A 22,949-nucleotide genomic window follows, 5' to 3' on the forward strand; every position below is an offset into this window, starting at 1 on the left:
CCAATCCGCAATCTTCGGATTGCATCCGGGGTTTGGGCGGCGCCCCTCAACGCCGCCTGGTCTGGGCTACCTCATACGGGCCCTTAACGAACGAAGGACTTAAATCATGCGTCATAGAATGGGTGGCAGGAAACTGCAGCGGACGAGCTCGCATCGTACCGCATTGTTCCGCAACATGTCGGCCGCGCTGATCAAGCACGAGCAGATCACGACGACCGTCCCCAAGGCGAAGGAGCTTCGCCCCTATATCGAAAAGCTGATCACGCTCGCCAAGAAGGGTGGCCTTTCCAACCGTCGCCTGGCGCAGTCGCGCCTGCTCGACGAGACGCAGCTTGCCAAGCTGTTCGATACGCTGGCCAAGCGCTACGAAGGTCGCCCCGGCGGCTATGCGCGCGTCATCAAGATCGGCCCGCGCGCGTCGGACGCCGCACCGATGGCGATCATCGAACTGGTCGACCGCGACGTTTCGGCCAAGGGCCAGGATTCGGGTCCGGTGATGACCGACGAGGACATGGCCGACGCCTGATCGGCACGCCTTTTGATACCGAAAGGGCCGCGCATGTCGCGGCCCTTTTGCGTTGGGGCAAATCGGCGCGACTCGATGGTCAAGGTTTCAGATGAAACCGTTTGATTGCACGCCCATCGCTGTTAGCGTGGCGTCAATTCATCGCCGCCAAGGAGCGCCCCTATGATTTCGACCCGCATGATTCTGTTCGCCACCGCATCGACGCTGATGCTGTCAGGCTGCGCGACGATGGAAGGTACCCCGACCGATATGCCACAGGCCGACGCCACGCCCGTAAAAGCCGCAGCACTGACCTATCCTGCAACGCGCCGCGGCGATGTGGTCGAGACGCAGTTCGGCGTGGCGGTCGCCGATCCCTATCGCTGGCTCGAGAACGACGTGCGCGAAGACAGCGAAGTCGCGCAATGGGTCGCGGCGCAGAACGCGGTGACCGACGCCTATCTCGCCAAGCTGCCCGGCCGCGACGCGTTCAAGGCTCGGATGACGCAACTCTACGATTACGAGCGGATCGGCACGCCTACCAAAAAGGGCGGCCGCTATTTCTACAGCCGCAATGACGGGCTGCAGAACCAGTCGGTGCTTTATGTCCGCGATTCGCTCGACGGACCGGGGCGCGTGCTGATCGATCCCAATGGCTGGTCCGCCGACGGCGCCACCGCGCTAGCCGAATGGTCGCCGAGCGAAGACGGGACCAAACTGCTCTATTCGGTTCAGGACGGCGGCACCGACTGGCGCAGCGTCAAGGTGCTCGACGTCGCGACCGGCAAGCCGATGTCCGACGAGGTCAAATGGGTCAAGTTCTCGGCGCTCGACTGGGCCAAGGACGGCAGCGGCTTTTACTATTCGCGCTTCCCCGAGCCAAAGGCCGAAGGCACCTTCCAGTCGCTCAACACCAACCAGGCGATCTATTTCCACCGCCTCGGCACGCCGCAGAGCGCCGACGTGAAGCTCTATGCGACGCCGTCCAAGCCCGACCTCAACCATGTCGGGCAGGTCAGCGACGACGGCCGCTGGCTGACCGTGACGAGCTCTTCGGGGACCGACGACCGCTATGAGCTCAATTTGATCGACCTCGCGTCGAAGGATCGCACGCCGCGGCTGCTGATCCCCGGCTTCGACAACAACTGGTCGTATGTCGGCAACCGCGGGTCGACCTTCTATTTCCAGACCAACAAGGATGCGCCGCTGCTGCGCGTCGTTTCGCTCGACATCAGCCAGGCCAAGCCGCAGCCCAAGACGATTATCGCCGAAGACAAGGCCACGCTCGACGGCGTTTCGCTGGTCGGCGGCAAGCTGATCGCCGACTATCTCGTCGATGCGAAGACCGAGGTGCGCGTCTACAATCTCGACGGCAGTCTCGAGCGCAAGATCGCGCTGCCGGGCATCGGTTCGGCGGGCGGTTTTGCCGGCACGTTCGACGATGACGAGACGTTCTTTTCGTTCACCAGCTTCGCACGCCCGACGACGGTCTATCGCTATGATGTGAAGACCGGCGGCGTCGCGGTCTGGGCGCAGCCCAAGGTCGCCTTCGACCCCGACGACTATAGCGTCGAACAGCGTTTTTACGCATCGAAGGACGGCACGCGGATCCCGATGTTCGTCATCGCCAAGAAGGGTATCGACCGCACCGGCGGATCGCCGACTTTGCTCTACGGCTATGGCGGCTTCAACATTTCGCTGACGCCGAGCTATTCGGTGACGCGCATGGCGTGGCTCGATGCCGGCGGTGTCGTTGCGGTCGCGAACCTGCGCGGCGGCGGCGAATACGGCAAGGCGTGGCACGATGCCGGCCGCCTCGCCAACAAGCAGAACGTGTTCGACGATTTCATCGCCGCGGGCGAATATCTCAAGGCCGAAGGGATTACCGGCAAGGACCAGCTGGCGATCGAGGGTCGCTCGAACGGCGGGCTGCTCGTCGGTGCAGTGGTCAACCAGCGCCCCGACCTGTTCGCCGCGGCATTGCCCGGGGTCGGCGTGATGGACATGCTGCGCTTCGACAAGTTCACCGCCGGGCGCTACTGGGTCGACGATTACGGCTATCCGTCGAAGGAGGCCGATTTCCGCAACCTCTATGCCTATTCGCCCTATCACAACATCAAGAGCGGGCGCGATTATCCGGCGATCATGGTTACCACCGCCGACACCGACGATCGCGTCGTGCCGGGCCACAGTTTCAAATATATCGCCGCGTTGCAGCATGCCGATACCGGGCCCGAGCCCAAGCTGATCAGGATCGAGACGCGTGCGGGCCATGGATCGGGCAAGCCGACGACCAAGATCATCGACGAGTTCGCCGATATGTACGCCTTTATCGGCTATCATACCGGCCTGACCCGGTAGCTCGCCGCGCCATTGCTGAACGTCAGGCAACTGAACCTTAGATAAGCAAGGGGTTCAGCAGGGCCTCATTGCGAATCACCTATACCAGTCTCAGAGATCGGAGGTCCGGTCTCATGCGAAGTGTTTCAACGCCCGCAAACCAGGAGGCTGATAATGACTTATACGAGCAAATTCACGAAAATCGCTCTCGGCACCGCTGCTGCGGGCATGATGGCAACCGCTGCAGTTCCGGCCCAGGCCGCCGATCGCTATGATCGTCGCGGCGACGGCATCGGCGTCGGCGAAATAATCGCCGGCGTGGCGATCCTTGGCGGTCTCGCCGCGATCCTGTCGAGCGGCAACCGCGATCGCGACTATCGCGGCGGCACCAACGGCTATGACGATCCGTACTACAATAATGGCTACAACGACGGCTATGACCAGCAGTCCTATGGCGGATCGCGTGCAGCGGTGCAGCAGTGCGTAGCCGCGACGCAGAACGAGGCGCGCCGTTACGGCCAGGGCCGCGTGCGGATCACCGATATCACCGATATCGATCGCAACCGCGGCGGTTATACGATCAACGGACGCCTGCAGGTGCAGGACTATAACCGCGGTTACGGCAATCGCTACGACAGCCGTTACGACAATCGCTACGATCGTCGTTCGCGCGTCGACAACGGATCGTTCCGTTGCAAGGTCCGCAACGGCCGTGTCGTCGATGTCGATATCCGCGGCATCCGCTAAACGATAGCGACACGCAGAATACCGCCGCCGGGTGCCGTGTGCACCCGGCGGTTTTTTCGTGTCGGCTGGACAGCGCGCTGCCTGCCGCCTATCCGGCCATCGCATGACCATGCATCAAAATGCCGGCGACCAGCCGCCCCAAAGCCCGTTCGGCGACACCATCCTGATCGTCGATTTCGGCAGCCAGGTAACCCAGCTGATCGCGCGCCGCGTCCGCGAGGCGGGAGTCTATTCCGAAATCGCGCCGTTCACGCAGGCCGAAGAGGCGTTCGCCCGCCTCAAACCCAAGGGAATCATCCTGTCGGGCAGCCCCGCCTCGGTCCCCGACGAGGGGTCCCCGCGGGCACCGCAATGCCTGTTCGATTCGGGCCTGCCGATGCTCGGCATCTGCTACGGCCAGCAGGTCATGACCGAGCAGCTCGGCGGCAAGGTCGTCAGCGGCAGCGGATCGGGCGATGGCGAACGCAGCGGCGAATTCGGCCGCGCGTTCATCGAGGTCGCCGAGGAATGCGTCCTGTTTGACGGCCTGTGGCAGGTCGGCGAAACGCACCAGGTGTGGATGAGCCACGGCGACAAGGTTGCCGAGTTCGCACCCGGTTTTCGCATCGTCGCGACGACGCCCGGCGCGCCGTTCGCGCTGATCGCCGACGATGCGCGGCGCTATTACGGCACGCAATTCCACCCCGAGGTCGTCCACACGCCCGATGGCGGACGGTTGATCGCCAATTTCGTCCGCCATGTCTGCGGCTGTGCCGGCGACTGGACGATGGCCGAATTCCGCGCTGCCAAGATTGCCGAGATCCGCGAACAGGTCGGTGACGGCAACGTCATCTGCGGCCTGTCGGGCGGGGTCGATTCGGCGGTCGCTGCGGTGTTGATCCACGAAGCGATCGGTGACCAGTTGACCTGCGTCTTTGTCGATCACGGGCTGATGCGGATGAACGAGGCCGAACAGGTGCTCGGCCTGTTCCGCGAACATTACGGCATCAAGCTGGTCCACGTCGATGCCGAGGAGATGTTCCTCTCGGGTCTCGCCGGGCTGACCGACCCCGAAAAGAAGCGCAAGTTCATCGGCGGCGCGTTCATCGACCTGTTCGAGGAAGAAGCGCGCAAGATCGGCGGGGCTGACTTCCTCGCGCAGGGCACGCTCTATCCCGACGTCATCGAAAGCGTCAGCTTCACCGGCGGGCCATCGGTCACGATCAAGAGCCACCACAATGTCGGCGGCCTGCCCGAGCGGATGAACATGCAGCTGGTCGAACCGTTGCGCGAGCTGTTCAAGGATGAGGTCCGCGATCTCGGTCGCGAGCTCGGCCTGCCCGAGATCTTCGTCGGGCGGCACCCGTTCCCCGGCCCGGGCCTAGCGATCCGCATCCCCGGCGAGGTGACCAAGGAGCGCTGCGATATCCTGCGCAAGGCCGACGCGATCTACCTCGAGGAAATCCGCAATGCCGGCCTCTACGACGCGATCTGGCAGGCGTTCGCGGTGCTGCTGCCGGTCAAGACCGTCGGCGTGATGGGCGATGCGCGCACATATGACAGCGTCTGCGGCCTGCGCGCGGTGACCAGCACCGACGGCATGACCGCCGACGTCTATCCGTTCGACGCGAGCTTCCTGACGCGCGTTGCGACGCGCATCGTCAACGAGGTCAACGGGGTCAACCGCGTGGTTTACGATTATACGAGCAAGCCGCCCGGGACGATCGAGTGGGAGTGACGCAAAACCGTCGGGGGGACGGCTTTTCGTTACTCTTAGGGGCATAACTATTGGGGGGAGCGGGTTTTGACTAAGCCATCGAGCAAGGCAGGCGCGCCGCGCCGCCGCCGCTTTGACTCTGGGGGGTCGAACGCATGACCCCGACCGCCAAGATCCTGCTGCTCGGTTCGGGCGAACTGGGCCGCGAATTCGTCATTTCGGCCAAGCGGCTCGGTTGCCAGGTGATCGCCTGCGACAGCTATGACGATGCCCCTGCGATGCAGGTCGCCGATGCGCGCGAGATATTCTCGATGCTCGACGGCGTCGCGCTGCGGGCCGCGATCACCAGGCACCACCCCGATTTCATCGTCCCCGAGATCGAGGCGATCCGCACCACGGTGCTCGCCGAAGTCGAGGCGGTGGGATATCATGTCGTGCCGTCGGCACACGCGGCGCAGATGACGATGAACCGCGACGCGATCCGCGATCTGGCCGCCGGCAAGCTTGGCCTGGCGTGCTCACCCTATCGCTATGCCAGCAATGCCGCCGAACTGGCCGAGGCGGTCGACGCGATCGGCCTGCCGATCGTCGTCAAGCCGGTGATGTCGTCGTCGGGCAAGGGGCAGAGCGTGGTGCGCGAGCGCAGCGAGATCGCCACCGCCTGGACCTATGCCGCCGAGGGCATGCGCGGCGACCGCCAGCGCGTCATCGCCGAGGGCTTTATCGATTTCGATTACGAGATCACGCTGCTGACCGTCAGCGCCGCCGACGGCATTCATTTCTGCCCCCCGATCGGCCATCGCCAGGAGCGCGGCGACTATCGCGAAAGCTGGCAGCCGGCGGCGATGTCGCCCGCCGCGCTCGCGGCCGCGCAGGAGATGGCGGCAAAGGTCGTCACCGCGCTCGGCGGCCACGGCATTTTCGGCGTCGAGTTCTTCGTGCACGGCGACGCGGTGATCTTCTCCGAACTCAGCCCGCGGCCGCACGACACCGGCATGGTCACGATGATCAGCCAGGACCTCAATCAGTTCGACCTCCATGCGCGCGCGATCCTCGGCCTGCCGATCCCGCCGATCGTCGCGCGCGGGGCTGCGGCCAGCGCGGTGATCCTTGCCGACCGCGACGCCGAAGATTTCGCGATCGAGGGGTTGGCCGACGCGCTCGTTGCGCCCGACGAGGAAACCCACATCGATGTCCGCATCTTCGGCAAGCCCGTGACGCGGCCCTATCGCCGCATGGGCGTCGCGCTCGCGCGGCATGACGGCGGCGATGTCGATCGTGCGCGCCGCTCCGCGATGGCGGCGGCCGACGCCGTCACGATCACGTACGGAGACGAATGATCATGCTGACGCTCTATGGCATTCCCAATTGCGACACGGTCAAAAAAGCGCGCAATTGGCTCGATGCGCAAGGCATCGCCTTTGATTTCCACGACTATAAGAAGGCTGGCGTGCCCGAGGGCGCGCTGGCCGACTGGGTCGATGCGCTCGGCTGGGAGGTGCTGCTCAACCGGCGCGGGACGACGTTTCGCAAGCTGTCCGAGGACGACAAGGCCGATATCGATGCGGCCAAGGCGCTGCGCCTGATGATCGCAAATCCCTCGATGATCAAACGCCCGGTCGTAACCACCGGCGAAGGCAAGCCGCTGGTCGGCTTCGACGCGAACGCCTGGCGCGCGCGACTCGGTTGATCGTCAGTCCTGGCCTTCGCGCGCCAGGGCGGCGAGCTCGCGTCCGCGCGCGCGCGCGGCGCGCAGCGTTTCGGCCATCAGGCTGGCGAGCCGCGCATCCTCGTCGAGCACGTCGAGCCCGGCCTGCGTCATGCCGCCGCGGCTGGCGACCTGCGCGGCGAGTTCGGTTGGCGTCAGCTCGCTGACCTCGAGCTGGGCGGCGGCACTTGCCAGCGTCGCGCGGGCGAGGCGCAGCGCGGTCGGCTCATCGAAACCGAGGCGTTCGCCGCCGGCGCGCATCGCATCGACGAAGCGGTAGACGAACGCCGGACCCGATCCGGTCAGCGCGGTCAGCGCGTCGAACTGGTTTTCCTCGTCGATCCATTCGACATGACCGAGCGGCTTCATCAACCGGGTGATCGTCTTGCGCGCGGCGTCCTTGCCGTCGGCTCCGGCGAGGCCCACAACGCCCTTGCCGGTCCGCACGGGCATGTTGGGCATGACGCGCATCCGCGCGGCGGCGCCGGGAAAGCGTCCACGCAAATCGTCGATCGTGACGCCGGCGAGGATCGACAGGACGATCGTGTCGGGGCCGATCAGGCGGGCGATATCCTCGGCGACGTCGCCGAGCATCTGCGGCTTTACGCCGATCATCAGGATGTCGGGATTGGCGGGAGCCTCGGCGGACGTCGTGACGACCTTCACGCCGTTGGCGACGGCCTTTCCGCTCGGCCGGATTGCGGTCACCTGGGCCGGATCGAGGCCTGCATCGAGCCAGCGGCCGAGCATCGCGCTCGCCATGTTGCCGCAACCGAACAGGACGATGTGCTGCCCGAAACGGGAGAGAGAAGTGGTCATGTTGGGTTCCTGTCGGAAAGGGAGTGCGGCGGGCGTCAGGCCTCGCCGCGCGTGTCGATCAGCGATGCACTCAAGGCTTCGGCGGGCGTCTTGCCGCCCCATAGCACAAATTGGAAGACCGGATAGAACCGCTCGCATTCATCGATCGCGGTCTCGACGAGCGTCTGCGCCTGTTCGAGCGTCAGCGTCGCATCGGGTCCGAGCAAAACGGCGTGGCGGAACAGGACGATGCCGCTCGACGACCACATTTCGAAATGGCCGAGCCACAGTTGCTCGTTGGCGAGACCGATGACTTCCCAGACGGGTGCGCGCTTGTCCTCGACGACGCGGACGTCGGGAAAGGCGAGCAATTGCAGCACCTGATCCTCTTCGCGCCAGATCGCGCGCAGTTCGTAATTCGCCCACGACCCTTGCGTCGTCGCGACGATCTCGTCGTCGCTGACGTGCTCGTGCGACCAGCCGTGCGCCTCGAAATAGACGCCGAGCATGTCGATCGGGGCGGCATCGTCTTCATCGTCGGGGAAAAGTTCGTCGCTCATGTCGTTGCCTCGATGCGCCCGTTCAGGCGGCGGGCTTTCCCTTCGGCTTGGCGGCGGCCTTGCGCGGTGCTGCGGGCTTCGCGGCGGTCTTGCCCTCGAGCGCGTCGAGCCGGGCTTTCAGGACGTCGACCTCGGCGCGTGCCTTGGCTGCCATGTCCTTGACCGCGTCGAATTCGTCGCGGGCCACGAAATCGAGCCCGCCGATCCATTCGCGCGCGCGGTCGCGGGCCGAGGATTCGGCCTCGCGTCCGACCCCGGCGATGGTCCCGGCGGCGCCGTTGATGACCTTGGCGAGGTCGTCGAAAAATCGGTTCTGCGATTGCATGTCGTATTTCCTTAAAGCGCGTTCAGAGGTCTATCTGGGTACTCGCGGCGGGCGTGTGAAGGGTTGCGGCATCGGGATTGTCGAGCGCGATGGTCAGGTTGAGCATCGCGGCAAAGCCGAGCCATATCATGTATGGCACGAGCAGCCACGCCGCGGCCTTGCGAATCCGCGCGAACAGGACGGTGATGACGATCGCCGAGATGAGCATCGCGGCGATGATCCAGAACGCCGGCCAGACCTGGTGGAGCCGGAAAAATACCGGCGACCAGGCAAAATTGAGCAGCATGTGGAGGCTGAACAATGCGATCGCGATCCCGCGTCCGCGGGCACGGCGGGCATTGAGGACCATCGCAATGGCCAGCCCAAGCATGACATAGAGGATCGGCCAGACGACGCCGAAGACCCAGCCCGGCGGGGTAAGCGCGGGCTTGGCGAGCAGCGCGAACCAGTTGTTCTGATAGCCCGAGTTCGACAGATAGCCCATCGCGCTGCCGATCACGACGATCAGCGGTACGGTGAACAGGGCCCAGCGCAGGTAGGACATGCGCAATTGGCCCGGGGATGCGATCTCGTTCATGACGTCTCCAGTGGAGTTAAAGCGGCTTTGCGCGCGGCGATGAGAAATTCGACATTGCCTTGTGGGCCGGTGATCGGGCTGGAGGTAATGCCTAACACGTCCCATCCGACCGAGACCAGAAATTCGCGCACCTCGTCGCATACGCGCGTGTGGACCGCGGCATCGCGCACGACGCCCTTCTTGCCCACCTCGTGGCGTGCCGCCTCGAACTGCGGCTTGATCAGCGCGACGAGCGTTGCGCCTGCCGGCGCGAAGCCGAGCGGGACCTCGAGCACCTTGGCGAGGCCGATGAAGCTCGCATCGCAGACGATCAGGTCGACCGGTTCGGGGATATGCACCGGCGTCAGGATCCGGGCGCTGGTCTGTTCATGGACGACGACGCGGTCGTCCTGTCGCAGCTTCCAGGCGAGCTGGTTGGTCCCCGAATCGACCGCGTAAACGCGTTTTGCTCCGCGCGAGAGGAGGACGTCGGTAAAGCCGCCGGTCGAGCTGCCGACGTCGATCGCGACGCTGTCGGCCACATCGAGTGCGAAATGGTCGATGGCGTGGTCGAGCTTGAGCCCGCCGCGCGACACCCACGGATGGTCGCGCCCGCGCACGTCGATCGGCGCATCGTCGGCGATCTGTTGCCCCGCCTTGTCGATTCGCCGGTCGCCGGTGAAGACCAGTCCCGCGAGGATCAGCGCCTGCGCGCGCGTCCGGCTCTCGGCCAGGCCGAGATCGACGATCCGCTGGTCGGCGCGGGTCTTGCTCACCGCGCGCGGGCTCGTTCGATCAGCATCGACGGCGTCAGCACCTGCGGCAGGATCTCCGCCTCGCCGCGCCCGCGCGGATACCAGAGGTAAAGCGGCACCGAGTTGCGCTCGAACTGCGCCAGCGCGCGGGTCAGCGCGGGATCGCCGTCGGTCCAGTCGCCGACGAGCACCGCGACATCGTTATCGCGGAATGCCTGTCGCACGCCCTCGCGATCGATCGTCGCGGCCTCGTTCGCCTTGCAGGTGACGCACCAGTCGGCGGTGAAATAGACGAAGGCGGGGGTGCCGCTGGCGCGCAGCGCGGCGATCGCATCGGCGCTGTACGGCGTATCGGCATCGGCGGCGCTCTGGGTGGCGGCGATATGCGGCGCGATGCGGACCAGCGCGATGAGCGCGACGAGGCCGACGAGCAGCGCGGGCGCCAGCGCACGGCCTGCCGATATTCCGCGCTGCTGGTCGCGGCCCGCCTTCCACAGCGCGGCGACGAGGAACAGTCCGGCCATCGCGGCGAAGGCGAGCAACGCACTGCCGCCCTGTTTCCAGAACAACCACAGCAGCGCCAGCGCGGTCAGCCCCATTGGCAACGCCATCCAGCGGCGGAAGCGCTCCATCCACGGGCCGGGCCGGGGCAGGCGGTTGCGCAGCGCGGGGACGTAACCGATCACGAGGAAGGGCAGCGCCAGGCCGAGCCCCAGTCCGCCGAAAATCGCCAGCGCGGCGGCGGCGGGCAGGACGAGCGTCGCGCCGAGCGCCAGGCCCATGAACGGGCCGGTGCACGGCGTCGCGACGAAGGCGGCGAGCGCGCCGGTCCAGAAGGCGCCGCGCGTTCCGCCACGCCCCGCCAAAGCTTCGCCGCCGCCGAAGCCGGGCAGTTCGAACAGGCCGGCAAGGTTGGCGGTGATCGCAACGACGAGCAGCAGCAGGATGAAGACGATGCGGCGGTCCTGGAGCTGGAATGCCCAGCCGAGGTTCTCGCCGCCGGCGCGCAGCGCGATGAGCAGACCGCCGAGCGCGAGGCAGACGAGGATCACGCCGCCGGCATAAGCGAGCGCTTCGTGGCGCGCGCGGCGCTCGTCGCCGCCGGCGCGCGCGAGCGACAGCGCCTTGAGGCTGAGGATCGGGAAGACGCACGGCATGATGTTGAGGATCAGCCCGCCGAGCACTGCCGCACCCAATGCGGCGAGCAGCAGGCCGATATCGAACCCCTCAGCGATCGGCGGCACGTCGCCGGGCGCGGCGCTGAACGACAGGCCGCGCGACCCGGCGAGCCGGATCAGCGCATCGACCCGGGTGCCGGGGGTAAGGTTCGGTGCGGCGCGCGTCGCGACGATCAGCCGGTCGCCGTCGCGCGCGAAGCGCTGTGGCGCGCCCGCCTCGACCGCGTCGATGGTCGCGACGAACAGGTGCGGATCGGCTGCGGCGATGGCGGCGGGCAAGGGGATGGCGAAGCGGATGTCGGCGCCGTCGATCGTATAGGATGCGGGCGAGCCGAGCGGTTGCGGCAGCTGGGCCCGAAAGCCGTCGAAGCGGGCACGGCTGGCCGGATCGATCGTGCCGTCGCCGGCGCGCAGTCGCAGGGTAAAAGTGCCGCTTTCGGGGACGCAGACCTTGTCGGTGCACGCCAGCCAGCGCGCCCGCGCCTCGATCGCGATCATCGTCCCCGGTGCGATTGCGCGCGAGACTTTGAGCGGGACGGTCAGCGCATAGGGCGCCTCATAGACATGGTTCATCAGCCCCGCGATGACGAGCGTCTTGGGCACCGGATAGGCGAGCTCGCCGACACTGACGCCCGTCGGCAGCGACCAGTCGATGTCCATGCCCAGCCCGGCATCGCCGCCGTTCTTCCAGTATCCGTGCCAGCCGGCATCGGGCTTCATGACGAAGGCGAACGTCGTCTCGCCGCCGGGCGCAGGGCGCATCGTCTCGGCTTCGAGCGAAGCCTGGATATGTGCGGGGCCGGCGCCGAAGCCCTGTGCGGCCAGTGGGGCGGGCAGGAGCAACGCCAAGGCGCCGAGGAGGAACAGGATCGTGCGGGTCATGCGGCGCCTATAGCGGGCGAAGCGCTGCGCGTCAGCGTTTCTCGTAAAGCGTCAGTCCGTCGCCGAGCCGGTTGTCGCCGATCGCGAGCTTGTCCTTGCTCCAGTTGGCGATGAAGATTGTCGATCGCGTCACCCCGGGCGCGATCGCCGCGACATTGTCGTCGATCTTGAGACCCGCCGAACTGTACGTCCGGTCTTCGGCGGCGACCGCGATGAAGGCCGAATAGTTTTCCTTGTCGCGGCCCTGGATGAAGAGGTTGCCGGTGATCGCGCCGGTCGACCCTTCGGGCAGGTCGATCATGTAGTTGGTCGCCCGCCCGGCGGTGTCGTCGAAGGTCGAATCGGTGACGACGGTGCGGCGCGACCGGCTCTTGACGTAATGGCCGCCATTGCCCTTTTCAAAGCGCGACTGGGTGACGTTGAGCGAACCGTAATCGCCGATATAGATGCTGTGCGCGCATGACAGGCCGCGGTCGCAGCGGCCGAGCCGCGAAAAGGTCGAACGCGTGACGCTGATCGAAGAGGCGGCATCGTCGGCGCTCAATATCCCTTCCTCGCTGTTGCGGAACAGCGAGTTGGCGACCTCGAGATTGCCCGTCTCGATGCGGATGCCCGCGCCGTTGCCGTCTGCGACCTGGAGGTTCTGGAAGACCAGGCCGTCGACCCGCGCGCCCCTGCCATGGAGGACGAGCGTCGCCTTGTCCTCGCAGATGCCGCCGTCGAAGATCGCGGTGCCCGGCTCGGCGGCGACATAGGCAATGATCCCGCCATCCTGCACCGCGCAGTCGGAATAGGTTCCCGGCGCGATGCGGATCGTCCCCGCGCCGTCGCCGATCGCGGCGACCGCGTCGGCGAGACGCGCATAGCTGCGCCCGCTCTTCTCGATGGTGAAGGGCCCCTCGGCGCGCTGCGCGGAGGCTGGGGCGGCGAGGGCGATGAGCGCGGTCAGCGCGATGGCGAAACGGGTCATGCGATCATATTACCACCGCGCGGGCGGCGCGGTCGAGCGGCTTAACCATGTCAGCCCGGCTCGCTCAGTCGAGATTGGGCCGCAGCCATTTTTCGGCCTGTTCGATATCGACGCCGCGGCGCACGGCGTAATCGGCGACCTGGTCGGGACCGATCCGCGCGACGCCGAAATATTCGGCCTGCGGATGACCGAAATAGAACCCCGACACCGCCGATGTCGGCAGCATCGCGAAGCTTTCGGTCAGCGTAATCCCGGTCGCGTCCTCGCCGCCGAGCAGATCGATCAGCGCGGGTTTCAGGCTATGGTCGGGGCAGGCGGGATAGCCCGGTGCGGGGCGGATGCCGCGATAATCCTCGTGGATCAACGCCTGGTTGCTCAGCCGTTCGGTGCTGCCATAGCCCCACAGGGTCGTGCGGACATGCGCGTGGAGCACTTCGGCAAACGCCTCGGCAAGCCGGTCGGCGAGGGCTTTCAAGAGGATGTCAGAATAGTCGTCATTGTCGGCCTTGAAGCGCGCGAGATGCGGTTCGGCGCCGTGGATGCCGACGGCGAAACCGCCAATCGTGTCGGGCCGGTCGGCGAGGATGAAATCGGCGAGGCAGCGATTGGGCACGCCGTCGCGCTTTTTCACCTGCTGGCGCAGGAAGGCGAGGCGGGTGCCATTGTCGAGGACGACGTCGTCGCCGTCGCGGCGGCAGGCCCACAGGCCAACGCTGCCCTTGGCGGTCAGCCAGTCCTCTTCGACGATCCGCGTCAGCATCGCCCTGGCGTCGGCAAACAGCGATCGTGCGCTCGCACCGACGATCGGGTCCTGCAGGATCGCGGGGTAATTGCCCGCCAGCTCCCAGCTGCGAAAGAACGGCGTCCAGTCGATATGCTCGATCAGCTCGGCGATCGGCCACGCGTCGAAATGATGGACGCCAGGAGCACGCGGCGGCGGCGGGGCGAGGCGCGGGTCGATGGGTCCGCCATTGGCGCGCGCCTCGGCGATCGGGACGAGCGCGCTCTGCCCCTTGCGTGCGCGTGCTACGCGAAGGCCTTCATATTCGGCGACATAGGTGGCGAGATAGGCATCGCGCCCGGTGTCGCTGACCAATGCGGTGGCAACGCCGACCGCGCGGCTGGCGTCGTTGACGTGGAGCACCGGCCCCGAATAGGCGGGATCGACGCGCAGCGCGGTATGGACCTTCGATGTCGTCGCCCCACCGATCAGCAGCGGCATGGTAAAACCGCCGCGCTCCATCTCGCTCGCCACCGTCACCATCTCGTCGAGCGAGGGCGTGATCAGCCCCGACAGGCCGATCATGTCGGCATCGTGTTCGCGCGCGGCATCAAGGATCGTCTGCGCGTGGACCATGACGCCGAGATCGACGATCTCGAACCCGTTGCACTGGAGGACGACGCCGACGATGTTCTTGCCGATATCGTGGACGTCGCCCTTGACCGTCGCCATGACGACGCGGCCCTTGCCGCGTGAGGTCTCGTCCTTTTCGGCCTCGATATAGGGCAGCAAATGAGCGACCGCCTTTTTCATCACGCGCGCCGATTTGACGACTTGTGGCAGGAACATCTTGCCCGACCCGAACAGGTCGCCGACGATGTTCATGCCGTCCATCAACGGCCCCTCGATGACATGGATCGGGCGGCCGCCGTTATCAGCCACGGCTTGTCGCGCTTCCTCGGTATCGTCGACGATATACGCGTCGAGTCCCTTGACCAGCGCATGCGACAGTCGCTCGGTGACCGGCCAGCCGCGCCATTCGGCGGCGGCCTTTTCGGCGACCGCGTCGGTTCCGCGAAAGCGCTCGGCGAGTGCGATCAGGTTCTCGGTCGCATCGCCGCCATTTGTCGGCGCGCGGTCGAGCACGACGTCTTCGCACGCGTCGCGCAGTTCGGGGTCGATCTCGTCGTATATGTCGAGCTGGCCGGCATTGACGATCGCCATGTCGAGCCCGGCAGGAATCGCGTGATAGAGGAACACCGAATGCATCGCGCGGCGAACGGGTTCGTTGCCGCGAAAGCTGAACGACAGGTTCGACAGGCCGCCCGAAATGTGGACGTGCGGACAGCTCGCCTTGATCGCGCGGCACGCCTCGATGAAGTCGAGGCCGTAGCGGCGATGCTCGTCGATCCCCGTCGCGACCGCGAAGATATTGGGATCGAAGATGATATCCTCGGGTGGAAAGCCGATCCCCGTCAGCAGCTTGTACGCACGCTGGCAGATTTCGACCTTGCGCTCCCTGGTGTCGGCCTGGCCGCTCTCGTCGAACGCCATGACGACGACTGCGGCGCCATACGCCATGCATTTGCGCGCCGAATCGAGGAACGCCGCTTCGCCTTCCTTCATGCTGATCGAATTGACGATCGGCTTGCCCGAGACGCATTTCAGCCCCGCCTCGATGACCGACCATTTCGAGCTGTCGATCATCACCGGCACGCGCGATATGTCGGGTTCGGCAGCGACGAGCAGCAGGAAGCGCGTCATCGCGGCTTCGGAATCGAGCAGCCCTTCGTCCATGTTGACGTCGATGATCTGCGCGCCGTTGTCGACCTGGTCGCGCGCGACCTCGACCGCGGCGTCGTAATCGTCGGCGAGGATCAGCTTCTTGAATCGGGCCGAGCCGGTGATGTTGGTCCGCTCGCCGATATTGACGAAGCGCGCGCTCGAGGCTGAATTGGTCATCTGTACAGGGGCCTCAGGCGACGAGGGTGAAGGGTTCGAGGCCCGCGAGGCGCGTCACGACCGGCTGGGCGGGAACTGCGCGCGGCGCGAGGCCCGCAACGGCCTTCGCCATCGCGGCGATATGGTCGGGGCGCGATCCGCAGCAGCCGCCGAGCACGTTGACGAGGCCGCCAGCTGCCCAGTCGCGGACCAGCCCCGCGGTCGTCTGAGGTTCCTCGTCATATTCGCCGAGATCGTTGGGCAGGCCGGCATTGGGATAGGCCATGACGAGCGTGTCGGCGATCGCGCTCAACTGCTTGACGTGGCTGCGCAATTGTTCGGCGCCGAATGAGCAGTTGAGCCCGATCGTCAGTGGGCGGGCGTGGCGGACGCTGTACCAGAATGCCTCGATCGTGTGACCCGACAGGTTGCGACCCGACAGATCGGTCAGCGTCATCGACAGCATCAGCGGCAGTTCGCGTCCCAGAGCCTGCTCGGCCTCGAGCGTGCCGAAGATCGCTGCCTTGGCGTTCAATGTGTCGAACACTGTCTCGACCAGGATGAAATCGGCGCCGCCCTCGGCGAGCGCTTCTGCCTGTTCGCGATAAACGTCTTTCAGCGTATCGAAATCGATCGCGCGAAAGCCCGGATCGCCGACATCGGGCGACAGCGACAGCGTCTTGTTGGTCGGCCCCAGCGCGCCGGCAACGAAGCGCGGGCGCCCGTCGCTGGCGGTCGCGGCATCGACGCGTTCGCGCGCAATCCGTGCGGCGGCGCGGTTGATCTCGCCGACCAGGTGTTCGGCGCCATATTCGGACTGGCTGACGCGGTTGGCGTTGAAGGTGTTGGTCGCGATGAGGTCGGCGCCCGCGGCGAGATAATCGTCGATCACCGCACCGACGATGTCGGGCCGCGCCAGATTGGCCATGTCGCCATTACCGCGCTGGTCGGCGGAAAGACCGAGGTCGCTGGCGAAGTCACCGGCATAGGCGTCGCGGCGCTGCAATTCGGTGCCGAACGGACCGTCCTTGATCAGGATTCGTTCGGCGGCTGCGGCGTGGAAGGCTTCGCGCGACGTCATGCGGCTTGATCCTGGCTGAGGGCGGCGTTCGCGTCGGGCTTCGGCCTGAGACCCAGCAGGTGACAGATCGCATAGGACAGTTCGGCGCGGTTGAGCGTGTAGAAATGGAATTCGCGGACGCCGCCGGCATACAATCGGCGGGCGAGTTCGGCCGCCAACGTCGCGGCGACGAGCTTGCGCGCATCGGGGCGGTCGTCGAGGCCTTCGAACAACCGGTCCATCCAGCCGGGGATCGCGGTGCCGCACAGGCCGGCGAAGCGGCGTGTCTGCGCGACGTTCGACACCGGCAATATGCCTGGTACGATCTCGGCATCGATCCCGGCGGCGGCAACTGCATCGCGAAAGCGGAAAAAGCATTCGGGGGTGAAAAAGAACTGCGTGATCGCGCGGTTGGCGCCGGCGTCGATCTTGCGTTTCAGATTGTCGAGATCGACCGCGCTGTCGCCCGCATCGGGGTGCGTTTCGGGATAGGCGGCGACCGAAATGTCGAAATCGGCGATTTTGCGGAGACCCGCGACGAGATCGGCGGCATTGGCATAGCCTTGCGGGTGCGGCGCATAGGCCTGGCCGTCGGGTGCATCGCCGCGCAGCGCGACGATATGGCGCACGCCTGCCTCCCAGTATCCGCGCGCGACTTCGTCCACCTCGGCGCGGGTGGCCCCGACGCAGGTCAGATGCGCCGCGGGAGTGAGATCGGTTTCGGCAACGATCCGTTTGACGGTTTCATGCGTGCGCTCGCGCGTCGATCCGCCGGCGCCATAGGTCACCGAAACGAAGCGCGGGCCGAGCGGCGCGAGCGTTTCGATCGCGCTCCACAATTTTGTCGCCATCGCGTCGCTCGCAGGCGGGAAGAATTCGAAGCTGACCGCAATATCGCCCGACAGGTCGGCGAACATCGGGGCGCCGAGCGCGCGGCTCGCTTCTTCGAGGTCGGTGAACGAAGGGGTCATGCCGCGTGCCTTTTTTGATGGGCCTTGCTGTTCCAGGCTTCGCCGTCGCCCTTGCCTGCGCCGTCGGCGGCACCGCGCCGCGCAAGCCACAGGCAGACCGTGAGTTCGCCGCCGCCGATCTCGCTCTGGCTCTCGATCTGCATGCCTTCTTCGTCGAGCCATGCCCGCATCTGCTCGTGCGCGAAGCCCAGCCGCGCATGCGCGCTGCCGGTGCGCAGGTCTTCGCGCATATGCGGGGCGAAATCGGCGAACAGCGCGATGCCGCCAGGCGTGAGGACACGCGCGACCTCGGCGATTACGCGTTGCGGGTTACGCGAATAGTGCAGAACCTGGTGGAGGATCGCGGTATCGAACGCGCCGGACTCGAACGGCAGCGCGTTGAAATCGCCCTGGACGAATTCGACCGGCTGCGCGCTTGGCACCAGCTTGGCGCGCGCGATCCGCAGCATTTCCGAACTGCGGTCGAAGGCGACGGCGATATCGGCCTGGTGCGCGAACAATTCGACCATGCGCCCGGTGCCGGTGCCGATGTCGAGCAAGCGGCCGAGCGGGCGGCTGCCGAGCAGTTTCGCCATCGCCTTTTCGATCTCTCCGTCGGGGGCATAGAGCGACCGGATCGCATCCCATTCCTTGGCGTGGTCGGCGAAATAGCGCCGTGCGGCGGCGTTGCGTTCCTCATGGACTTCGCCCAGCGCCGCGTGGTCGGCCGCGATCACGGCCTGTTCTTCGGGCGATTGCTCGACCTTTGCGACAAACACGCGATAGGCACGCGCGGCGTCGCTGTCGGCCATTTTGAGAAAGACCCAACCGCCCTCCTTGCGCCGTTCGACGAGATCGGCCTCGATCAGGATGCGGACGTGGCGCGATACGCGCGGCTGGCTCTGGCCGATAACCTGTGCGACTTCGCCGATCGCCAGTTCGACATCGCCGAGCAGCGCCAGGATACGGAGCCGCGTCGGATCGGCAAGCGCGCGGAAAATGTCGAGAACGGCGGTCATGGATGCCATATAAAGAATTCTTTATATGCCCGTCAATCGACGCTTTGCGTCTTGGTCTGCATGCGCGCGATGCGTACCGGTTGAAACCCGAACGGATTCGCGGGTAGATGATCGCGAGGCTCAAGCACATGGGGACATCGCTGTCATGAAAACGGGTATTTCCGCTATTCTATTGCTTACCGCCGGCGCGTTGCCGCTCGCGGCGTGTGACAAGTCCACATCGGGCGATGGCCAGGACCAGCTGGCAAATGATGAAGCCGTCGGCGATTCGACCGAAGCGGCCGCAGATCGTGCGATGATGGCAGCCGAAAAGGCGATCGATGCGAGCGCTTCAGCCGCCAAGCAGGCTGGCGACAAGGTCGGCACCGCGGCCGGGCGCGCGGGTGCCGCGGTCGGCGATGCGACAAAGGATGCTGTCGGATCGGCATCCGAGCAGGCCGACCGGATTGCCGCCGACGCGAAGGCCGAATGACCGCTCGGCTACGCCTGGTGACAATCTTGCTGCCGGTCGTGCTGTCCGCGTGCGGCGCGAACGACAACGATCCCGGTCCGGGCGGGGTGACCGTGGGCGAGGCCAAGGCGCTCGACGAGGCCGCTGAAATGCTCGAAAAGCGGGGACGCTCCCCGGCCGACGCCAATGCCGAACAGGCCGAACGCCTGCGTCAGGCGCAAGCGCAAAATGGAAGCGATGTTCATGCCCCTGAATGACAGGTTGCCGAGCGCTACTGGCCAGCATCGGAGCCGAGTCGCTTGCGCTCGCGACCGCGAACCCCTAAATAACCCGCTGGACTTCGCCCATGGAGGCGGGTCTGGATTCAATTGGAGGGAATTTCATGCGTAAGTTTTTCACCGTAGCCATGGTTGCTACCGCCGCACTCGGCCTGGCCGCCTGCTCGGAAAAGACCCAGGACAATGCTGCTGAGACGGCTGATTCGATGGGCAATGATGTCGCAAACGCTGCCGACGCAACCGGCGAAGCGATCGACAACACCGGCGAAGCGATTGCCAACGAAGGCACCGCTGTCGAAGCGGCCGCTCAGGACGAATCGATGAACGAAGCTGCTGCCGACTAATTACGGGATGCGGCGACCCTCGGGTCGTTCAAACAGATCAGGGCGCGTCGTTTCGTACGGCGCGCCCTTTTTCTTTGCGGGCCGAGACAGGGTGGGGGCCCGCGGACGTCGCGCTAGAAATTAAACGATACCCTTACATTCGCGCGCTCCGAACCCGGCGGCGTCGGGCAATCGCCTGGCGAGGCGCGAATGATATTTCGCAAGCGCTCAATGGTCGCGGCGAGAGCCGTCGCAAAGCGACCAGCCATTACGCGATCCGCCTCCGCGCGCTTGTTCGCAGCGTCAGGGGTAAATTTCCGACCAGCCGTTTTCGTATCGCGGTCGCTCGCCTCGGCCATTGCCGTCAAGGATCGGGGGCTTGGTGTTACGCGAAAGTGCGGCAGGATCGCCTGCGCGACCGCGCCCGGAAGATCGGCATAATCGAGCAGCAACATTGTCGGATCGAGGCTCGCCGCATCGGCGGCGGCCCTACATATCCGGTCGAGAACCCATGCTGGATAGTCGTCCTCGGCGATGCGATCGGCCCCTATGACGCCGAATGCGTCAAGCGCAATAGCGCCGGGAACGACATGGAGCCCGGGCCTGCGCATCTGGGAAACGATCACTTCGCTGGCGTCGCGAAACGCGAACATGCGCCGGGCGGCCGGAAACAGCAACGCAAGCGGATCGAGCGCCAGCGTGTGCCAGGCGTCGAGTTTGACAAAGCGATGCTCGATGTCGCCGGTCCGGTCCCGAGCCAGCGCACCGATCATGCCTCGCACGACCGCTGCTGGGACCTGACCGCTGAGATAGAGCTGCAAGGCGAAATCGAACGGCGGCGCCTCCGCAACGACGACGGTGCGGTCGAGCGCCGCCAGCATCTGCGCGACAAGCGTCGATCCGCAGCGCGACATGTGGAACACGAATCCGTCGGGCATCGGTTCGTCAGCCAGCCTCTCGAGTGCAGCGAGCGGCGTAGTACATCGCAGCAGCCGGTTTGCCGGGAGTGCGCGAGCGCGCGCGACCGATTGTTCGAAAAACGGTTCGACAAGCGGGGCGGAAGCGAAATGCAGCCATTCGACCGAAAGGTCCGAGCCTTCCGAATAAATCTGGACCGGCAACCACTGGCGCGGCGGCGGCGTATCGAGCCGGTGGGTCGGCGCTGCATCGATTCGAGCATCACGCAAGGCACTGGTCAGCAACGCGCGGTCGCAAGCGGCACCCATCCGGGACAGGATTGCGCCGCCAACGTCCGCCAGCGCCGCGATATCGGACGCCGAAACCAGCGCACGCTGCACGCCCTCATCGGCCAGCGCGGCGGTCATCAGGCGTTCGAGAGGAGAACGAGATTCCAGCGGACAACGGCCTTCGAATGCGAGCAAGATCGAACCGCTTTTATGACTCTCTCGGGAGGCCGGCGAAAGCACAAAGAAACGGGGCCGCAAGATCGCTCTTCCGGCCCCGCTCGGTGCCTGTTGGCAAGTGGTGGACGGTTTAGAAGTCCATGCCGCCCATACCGCCCATGCCGCCCATGCCGCCGGGCATGCCGCCGCCGGACGATTTGTCCTCGGGCAGCTCGCTGACCGCAGCTTCGGTGGTGATGAGGAGGCCGGCCACGCTGGCGGCATCCTGCAGGGCTGCACGAACGACCTTGGTCGGATCGATCACGCCGGCTTCGACGAGGTTTTCGTACACGTCGGTTGCCGCGTTGAAGCCCATGTTCTCGTCGTTTTCGCGGAGCAGATTGCCCGCGACCACGGCGCCGTCATGGCCAGCATTCTGCGCGATCTGGCGCAGCGGAGCTTCGATCGCCTTGCGGATGATGTCGATCCCGCGAGTCTGGTCGTCATTGTCGCCCTTGAGACCTGCCAGCGCCTTGGTGGCGTAAAGCAGGGCGGTACCGCCACCGGGGACGATGCCTTCTTCGACCGCGGCGCGGGTCGCGTGGAGCGCGTCATCGACACGGTCCTTGCGTTCCTTGACCTCGACCTCCGAAGCGCCGCCGACCTTGATCACGGCAACGCCGCCGGCGAGCTTGGCAAGACGCTCCTGGAGCTTCTCCTTGTCATAGTCGCTGGTGGTGTTCTCGATCTGCTGGCGGATCGCATCGGTGCGGGCCGTGATCGCGTCATGATCGCCTGCGCCGTCGACGATAACGGTGTTATCCTTGTCGATCGTGACGCGCTTGGCTTCGCCGAGCATGCCGAGCGTGACGTTCTCGAGCTTGATGCCGAGGTCTTCCGAGATCATCTCGCCCTTGGTCAGGATCGCGATGTCTTCGAGCATCGCCTTGCGACGATCGCCGAAGCCGGGCGCCTTGACCGCTGCGACCTTGAGGCCGCCGCGCAGCTTGTTGACGACGAGCGTGGCAAGAGCCTCGCCCTCGATGTCCTCGGCGATGATCAGCAGCGGACGACCCGACTGGACGACCGTTTCGAGGATCGGCAGCATCGCCTGCAGGCTCGACAGCTTCTTCTCGTGGATCAGGATGTAGGGATCGTTGAGTTCGACCGACATCTTTTCCGGGTTGGTGACGAAGTAGGGCGAAAGATAGCCGCGATCGAACTGCATGCCTTCGACGACATCGAGTTCGAACTCGAGACCCTTGGCCTCCTCGACGGTGATGACGCCTTCCTTGCCGACCTTTTCCATCGCTTCGGCGATCTTCTCACCGACTTCGACGTCGCCATTGGCCGAGATGATCCCGACCTGGGCGATTTCCTTGGTCCCCGAAACGTCCTTCGAACGCGCCTTGAGGTTCTCGACGACCTTCTTGACGGCGAGCTCGATGCCGCGCTTGAGGTCCATCGGGTTCATGCCGGCGGCAACCGACTTCATGCCTTCGCGAACGATCGCCTGGGCGAGCACGGTCGCGGTGGTGGTGCCGTCGCCGGCAATGTCGTTGGTCTTCGAAGCGACTTCGCGGACCATCTGTGCGCCCATGTTCTCGAACTTGTCCTTAAGTTCGATTTCCTTGGCGACGGTAACGCCGTCCTTGGTGATGCGCGGCGCGCCGTACGACTTGTCGATGACGACGTTGCGGCCCTTGGGGCCGAGCGTGACCTTGACCGCGTCGGCCAGGATATCAACGCCCTTGAGAATGCGCTCGCGCGCATCGCGGGAGAATTTTACGTCTTTGGCAGCCATAAGCTATCTACCTCTGCTTTCTGTCTAAATTCGAGTGAG

At 65.4% G+C, this 22,949-nt stretch carries 21 protein-coding genes; 9 read left to right on the forward strand and 12 right to left on the reverse strand.

The annotated features are described in order from the left end of the window. Positions 1–106 precede the first annotated feature (106 nt). The 6 genes from rplQ (at position 107) to FSZ31_RS12345 (ending at position 6,978) form a co-directional block, all read left to right on the forward strand. A complete protein-coding gene (rplQ, locus tag FSZ31_RS12320; RefSeq protein ID WP_147123713.1) occupies positions 107–526 on the forward strand; it encodes a 50S ribosomal protein L17 in 420 nt (139 codons plus the stop codon). Between the two features lie 228 nt (positions 527–754). Continuing rightward, on the forward strand, positions 755–2,866 hold the full coding sequence (locus tag FSZ31_RS12325; protein ID WP_408021668.1) for a prolyl oligopeptidase family serine peptidase: 2,112 nt from the start codon (positions 755–757) through the stop codon (positions 2,864–2,866). Positions 2,867–3,019: 153 nt separating this feature from the next. After that, positions 3,020–3,592: a hypothetical protein gene (locus tag FSZ31_RS12330; protein WP_147123715.1), complete on the forward strand. Its 573-nt coding sequence runs from the start codon at positions 3,020–3,022 to the stop codon at positions 3,590–3,592. 109 nt (positions 3,593–3,701) lie between these two features. Further along, positions 3,702–5,309: a glutamine-hydrolyzing GMP synthase gene (guaA, locus tag FSZ31_RS12335; RefSeq protein WP_147123793.1), complete on the forward strand. Its 1,608-nt coding sequence runs from the start codon at positions 3,702–3,704 to the stop codon at positions 5,307–5,309. 134 nt (positions 5,310–5,443) lie between these two features. Continuing rightward, entirely contained in the window at positions 5,444–6,628 is a 1,185-nt protein-coding gene (gene purT, locus FSZ31_RS12340; RefSeq protein WP_147123716.1) for a formate-dependent phosphoribosylglycinamide formyltransferase, read from the forward strand. Continuing rightward, positions 6,628–6,978, forward strand: coding sequence for an ArsC family reductase (locus FSZ31_RS12345; protein WP_201739189.1), 351 nt, complete (start codon positions 6,628–6,630; stop codon positions 6,976–6,978). The genes purT and FSZ31_RS12345 overlap by 1 nt, the downstream gene beginning before the upstream one ends. Positions 6,979–6,981: 3 nt before the next feature. On the opposite strand, the gene proC is transcribed toward FSZ31_RS12345, so the two are convergent. From proC to FSZ31_RS12400, 11 genes are all read right to left on the reverse strand, one after another. Then, the gene (gene proC / locus FSZ31_RS12350; RefSeq protein ID WP_147123717.1) at positions 6,982–7,815 is read right to left on the reverse strand and encodes a pyrroline-5-carboxylate reductase; all 834 of its coding nucleotides are present in this window, start codon (positions 7,813–7,815) and stop codon (positions 6,982–6,984) included. 35 nt (positions 7,816–7,850) lie between these two features. Further along, positions 7,851–8,354 carry a type III secretion system chaperone family protein gene (locus tag FSZ31_RS12355; protein WP_147123718.1) on the reverse strand — a complete coding sequence of 168 codons (504 nt, stop codon included), beginning with the start codon at positions 8,352–8,354 and terminating at the stop codon, positions 7,851–7,853. Positions 8,355–8,376: 22 nt separating this feature from the next. Then, a complete protein-coding gene (locus FSZ31_RS12360) occupies positions 8,377–8,679 on the reverse strand; it encodes an accessory factor UbiK family protein (protein ID WP_147123719.1) in 303 nt (100 codons plus the stop codon). Positions 8,680–8,701: 22 nt separating this feature from the next. Continuing rightward, positions 8,702–9,256, reverse strand: a complete 555-nt coding sequence (locus FSZ31_RS12365; RefSeq protein WP_147123720.1) for a TspO/MBR family protein — start codon at positions 9,254–9,256, stop codon at positions 8,702–8,704. Further along, a complete protein-coding gene (locus tag FSZ31_RS12370; protein WP_147123721.1) occupies positions 9,253–10,011 on the reverse strand; it encodes a TlyA family RNA methyltransferase in 759 nt (252 codons plus the stop codon). Before FSZ31_RS12370 ends, FSZ31_RS12365 begins: the two co-directional genes overlap by 4 nt. Further along, entirely contained in the window at positions 10,008–12,050 is a 2,043-nt protein-coding gene (locus tag FSZ31_RS12375) for a protein-disulfide reductase DsbD family protein (RefSeq protein WP_147123722.1), read from the reverse strand. Before FSZ31_RS12375 ends, FSZ31_RS12370 begins: the two co-directional genes overlap by 4 nt. A gap of 31 nt (positions 12,051–12,081) precedes the next feature. Then, the gene (locus FSZ31_RS12380) at positions 12,082–13,020 is read right to left on the reverse strand and encodes a right-handed parallel beta-helix repeat-containing protein (RefSeq protein ID WP_147123723.1); all 939 of its coding nucleotides are present in this window, start codon (positions 13,018–13,020) and stop codon (positions 12,082–12,084) included. 64 nt (positions 13,021–13,084) lie between these two features. After that, complete coding sequence (gene metH, locus FSZ31_RS12385) at positions 13,085–15,703, reverse strand: methionine synthase (protein WP_147123724.1); 2,619 nt, start codon at positions 15,701–15,703, stop codon at positions 13,085–13,087. Between the two features lie 13 nt (positions 15,704–15,716). After that, positions 15,717–16,763: a homocysteine S-methyltransferase family protein gene (locus FSZ31_RS12390; protein WP_147123725.1), complete on the reverse strand. Its 1,047-nt coding sequence runs from the start codon at positions 16,761–16,763 to the stop codon at positions 15,717–15,719. Next, a complete protein-coding gene (gene metF, locus FSZ31_RS12395; RefSeq protein WP_147123726.1) occupies positions 16,760–17,713 on the reverse strand; it encodes a methylenetetrahydrofolate reductase in 954 nt (317 codons plus the stop codon). The genes FSZ31_RS12390 and metF overlap by 4 nt, the downstream gene beginning before the upstream one ends. After that, the gene (locus tag FSZ31_RS12400; RefSeq protein ID WP_147123727.1) at positions 17,710–18,711 is read right to left on the reverse strand and encodes an ArsR/SmtB family transcription factor; all 1,002 of its coding nucleotides are present in this window, start codon (positions 18,709–18,711) and stop codon (positions 17,710–17,712) included. Before FSZ31_RS12400 ends, metF begins: the two co-directional genes overlap by 4 nt. A 145-nt stretch (positions 18,712–18,856) precedes the next feature. Here FSZ31_RS12400 and FSZ31_RS12405 point away from each other — a divergent pair, with 145 nt between their 5' ends. The 3 genes from FSZ31_RS12405 (at position 18,857) to FSZ31_RS12415 (ending at position 19,784) form a co-directional block, all read left to right on the forward strand. Next, complete coding sequence (locus FSZ31_RS12405) at positions 18,857–19,183, forward strand: hypothetical protein (protein WP_161596028.1); 327 nt, start codon at positions 18,857–18,859, stop codon at positions 19,181–19,183. After that, complete coding sequence (locus FSZ31_RS12410; RefSeq protein ID WP_147123729.1) at positions 19,180–19,419, forward strand: hypothetical protein; 240 nt, start codon at positions 19,180–19,182, stop codon at positions 19,417–19,419. Before FSZ31_RS12405 ends, FSZ31_RS12410 begins: the two co-directional genes overlap by 4 nt. 89 nt (positions 19,420–19,508) lie before the next feature. Further along, the gene (locus tag FSZ31_RS12415) at positions 19,509–19,784 is read left to right on the forward strand and encodes a hypothetical protein (protein WP_236643817.1); all 276 of its coding nucleotides are present in this window, start codon (positions 19,509–19,511) and stop codon (positions 19,782–19,784) included. A 1,473-nt stretch (positions 19,785–21,257) separates the two neighbouring features. Here FSZ31_RS12415 and groL read toward each other — a convergent pair. After that, positions 21,258–22,910, reverse strand: coding sequence for a chaperonin GroEL (gene groL, locus FSZ31_RS12420; protein ID WP_147123730.1), 1,653 nt, complete (start codon positions 22,908–22,910; stop codon positions 21,258–21,260). Positions 22,911–22,949 lie beyond the last annotated feature (39 nt).

The sequence above is a fragment of the Flavisphingopyxis soli genome (assembly GCF_007995095.1).
In the GTDB taxonomy this organism is placed as follows: Bacteria; Pseudomonadota; Alphaproteobacteria; order Sphingomonadales; family Sphingomonadaceae; genus Flavisphingopyxis; species Flavisphingopyxis soli.

What these genes read in the sequence shown, in the direction of transcription:
- FSZ31_RS12355 (WP_147123718.1), bottom strand. Translation starts at nt 8,354, where the DNA reads ATGAGCGACGAACTTTTCCCCGACGATGAAGACGATGCCGCCCCGATC.
- metH (WP_147123724.1), bottom strand. Translation starts at nt 15,703, where the DNA reads ATGACCAATTCAGCCTCGAGCGCGCGCTTCGTCAATATCGGCGAGCGG.
- FSZ31_RS12415 (WP_236643817.1), top strand. Translation starts at nt 19,509, where the DNA reads ATGGAGGCGGGTCTGGATTCAATTGGAGGGAATTTCATGCGTAAGTTT.
- metF (WP_147123726.1), bottom strand. Translation starts at nt 17,713, where the DNA reads ATGACCCCTTCGTTCACCGACCTCGAAGAAGCGAGCCGCGCGCTCGGC.
- FSZ31_RS12360 (WP_147123719.1), bottom strand. Translation starts at nt 8,679, where the DNA reads ATGCAATCGCAGAACCGATTTTTCGACGACCTCGCCAAGGTCATCAAC.
- guaA (WP_147123793.1), top strand. Translation starts at nt 3,702, where the DNA reads ATGCATCAAAATGCCGGCGACCAGCCGCCCCAAAGCCCGTTCGGCGAC.
- FSZ31_RS12390 (WP_147123725.1), bottom strand. Translation starts at nt 16,763, where the DNA reads ATGACGTCGCGCGAAGCCTTCCACGCCGCAGCCGCCGAACGAATCCTG.
- groL (WP_147123730.1), bottom strand. Translation starts at nt 22,910, where the DNA reads ATGGCTGCCAAAGACGTAAAATTCTCCCGCGATGCGCGCGAGCGCATT.
- FSZ31_RS12325 (WP_408021668.1), top strand. Translation starts at nt 755, where the DNA reads ATGGAAGGTACCCCGACCGATATGCCACAGGCCGACGCCACGCCCGTA.
- FSZ31_RS12330 (WP_147123715.1), top strand. Translation starts at nt 3,020, where the DNA reads ATGACTTATACGAGCAAATTCACGAAAATCGCTCTCGGCACCGCTGCT.
- FSZ31_RS12405 (WP_161596028.1), top strand. Translation starts at nt 18,857, where the DNA reads ATGAAAACGGGTATTTCCGCTATTCTATTGCTTACCGCCGGCGCGTTG.
- FSZ31_RS12365 (WP_147123720.1), bottom strand. Translation starts at nt 9,256, where the DNA reads ATGAACGAGATCGCATCCCCGGGCCAATTGCGCATGTCCTACCTGCGC.
- FSZ31_RS12375 (WP_147123722.1), bottom strand. Translation starts at nt 12,050, where the DNA reads ATGACCCGCACGATCCTGTTCCTCCTCGGCGCCTTGGCGTTGCTCCTG.
- FSZ31_RS12400 (WP_147123727.1), bottom strand. Translation starts at nt 18,711, where the DNA reads ATGACCGCCGTTCTCGACATTTTCCGCGCGCTTGCCGATCCGACGCGG.
- FSZ31_RS12410 (WP_147123729.1), top strand. Translation starts at nt 19,180, where the DNA reads ATGACCGCTCGGCTACGCCTGGTGACAATCTTGCTGCCGGTCGTGCTG.
- purT (WP_147123716.1), top strand. Translation starts at nt 5,444, where the DNA reads ATGACCCCGACCGCCAAGATCCTGCTGCTCGGTTCGGGCGAACTGGGC.
- proC (WP_147123717.1), bottom strand. Translation starts at nt 7,815, where the DNA reads ATGACCACTTCTCTCTCCCGTTTCGGGCAGCACATCGTCCTGTTCGGT.
- rplQ (WP_147123713.1), top strand. Translation starts at nt 107, where the DNA reads ATGCGTCATAGAATGGGTGGCAGGAAACTGCAGCGGACGAGCTCGCAT.
- FSZ31_RS12380 (WP_147123723.1), bottom strand. Translation starts at nt 13,020, where the DNA reads ATGACCCGTTTCGCCATCGCGCTGACCGCGCTCATCGCCCTCGCCGCC.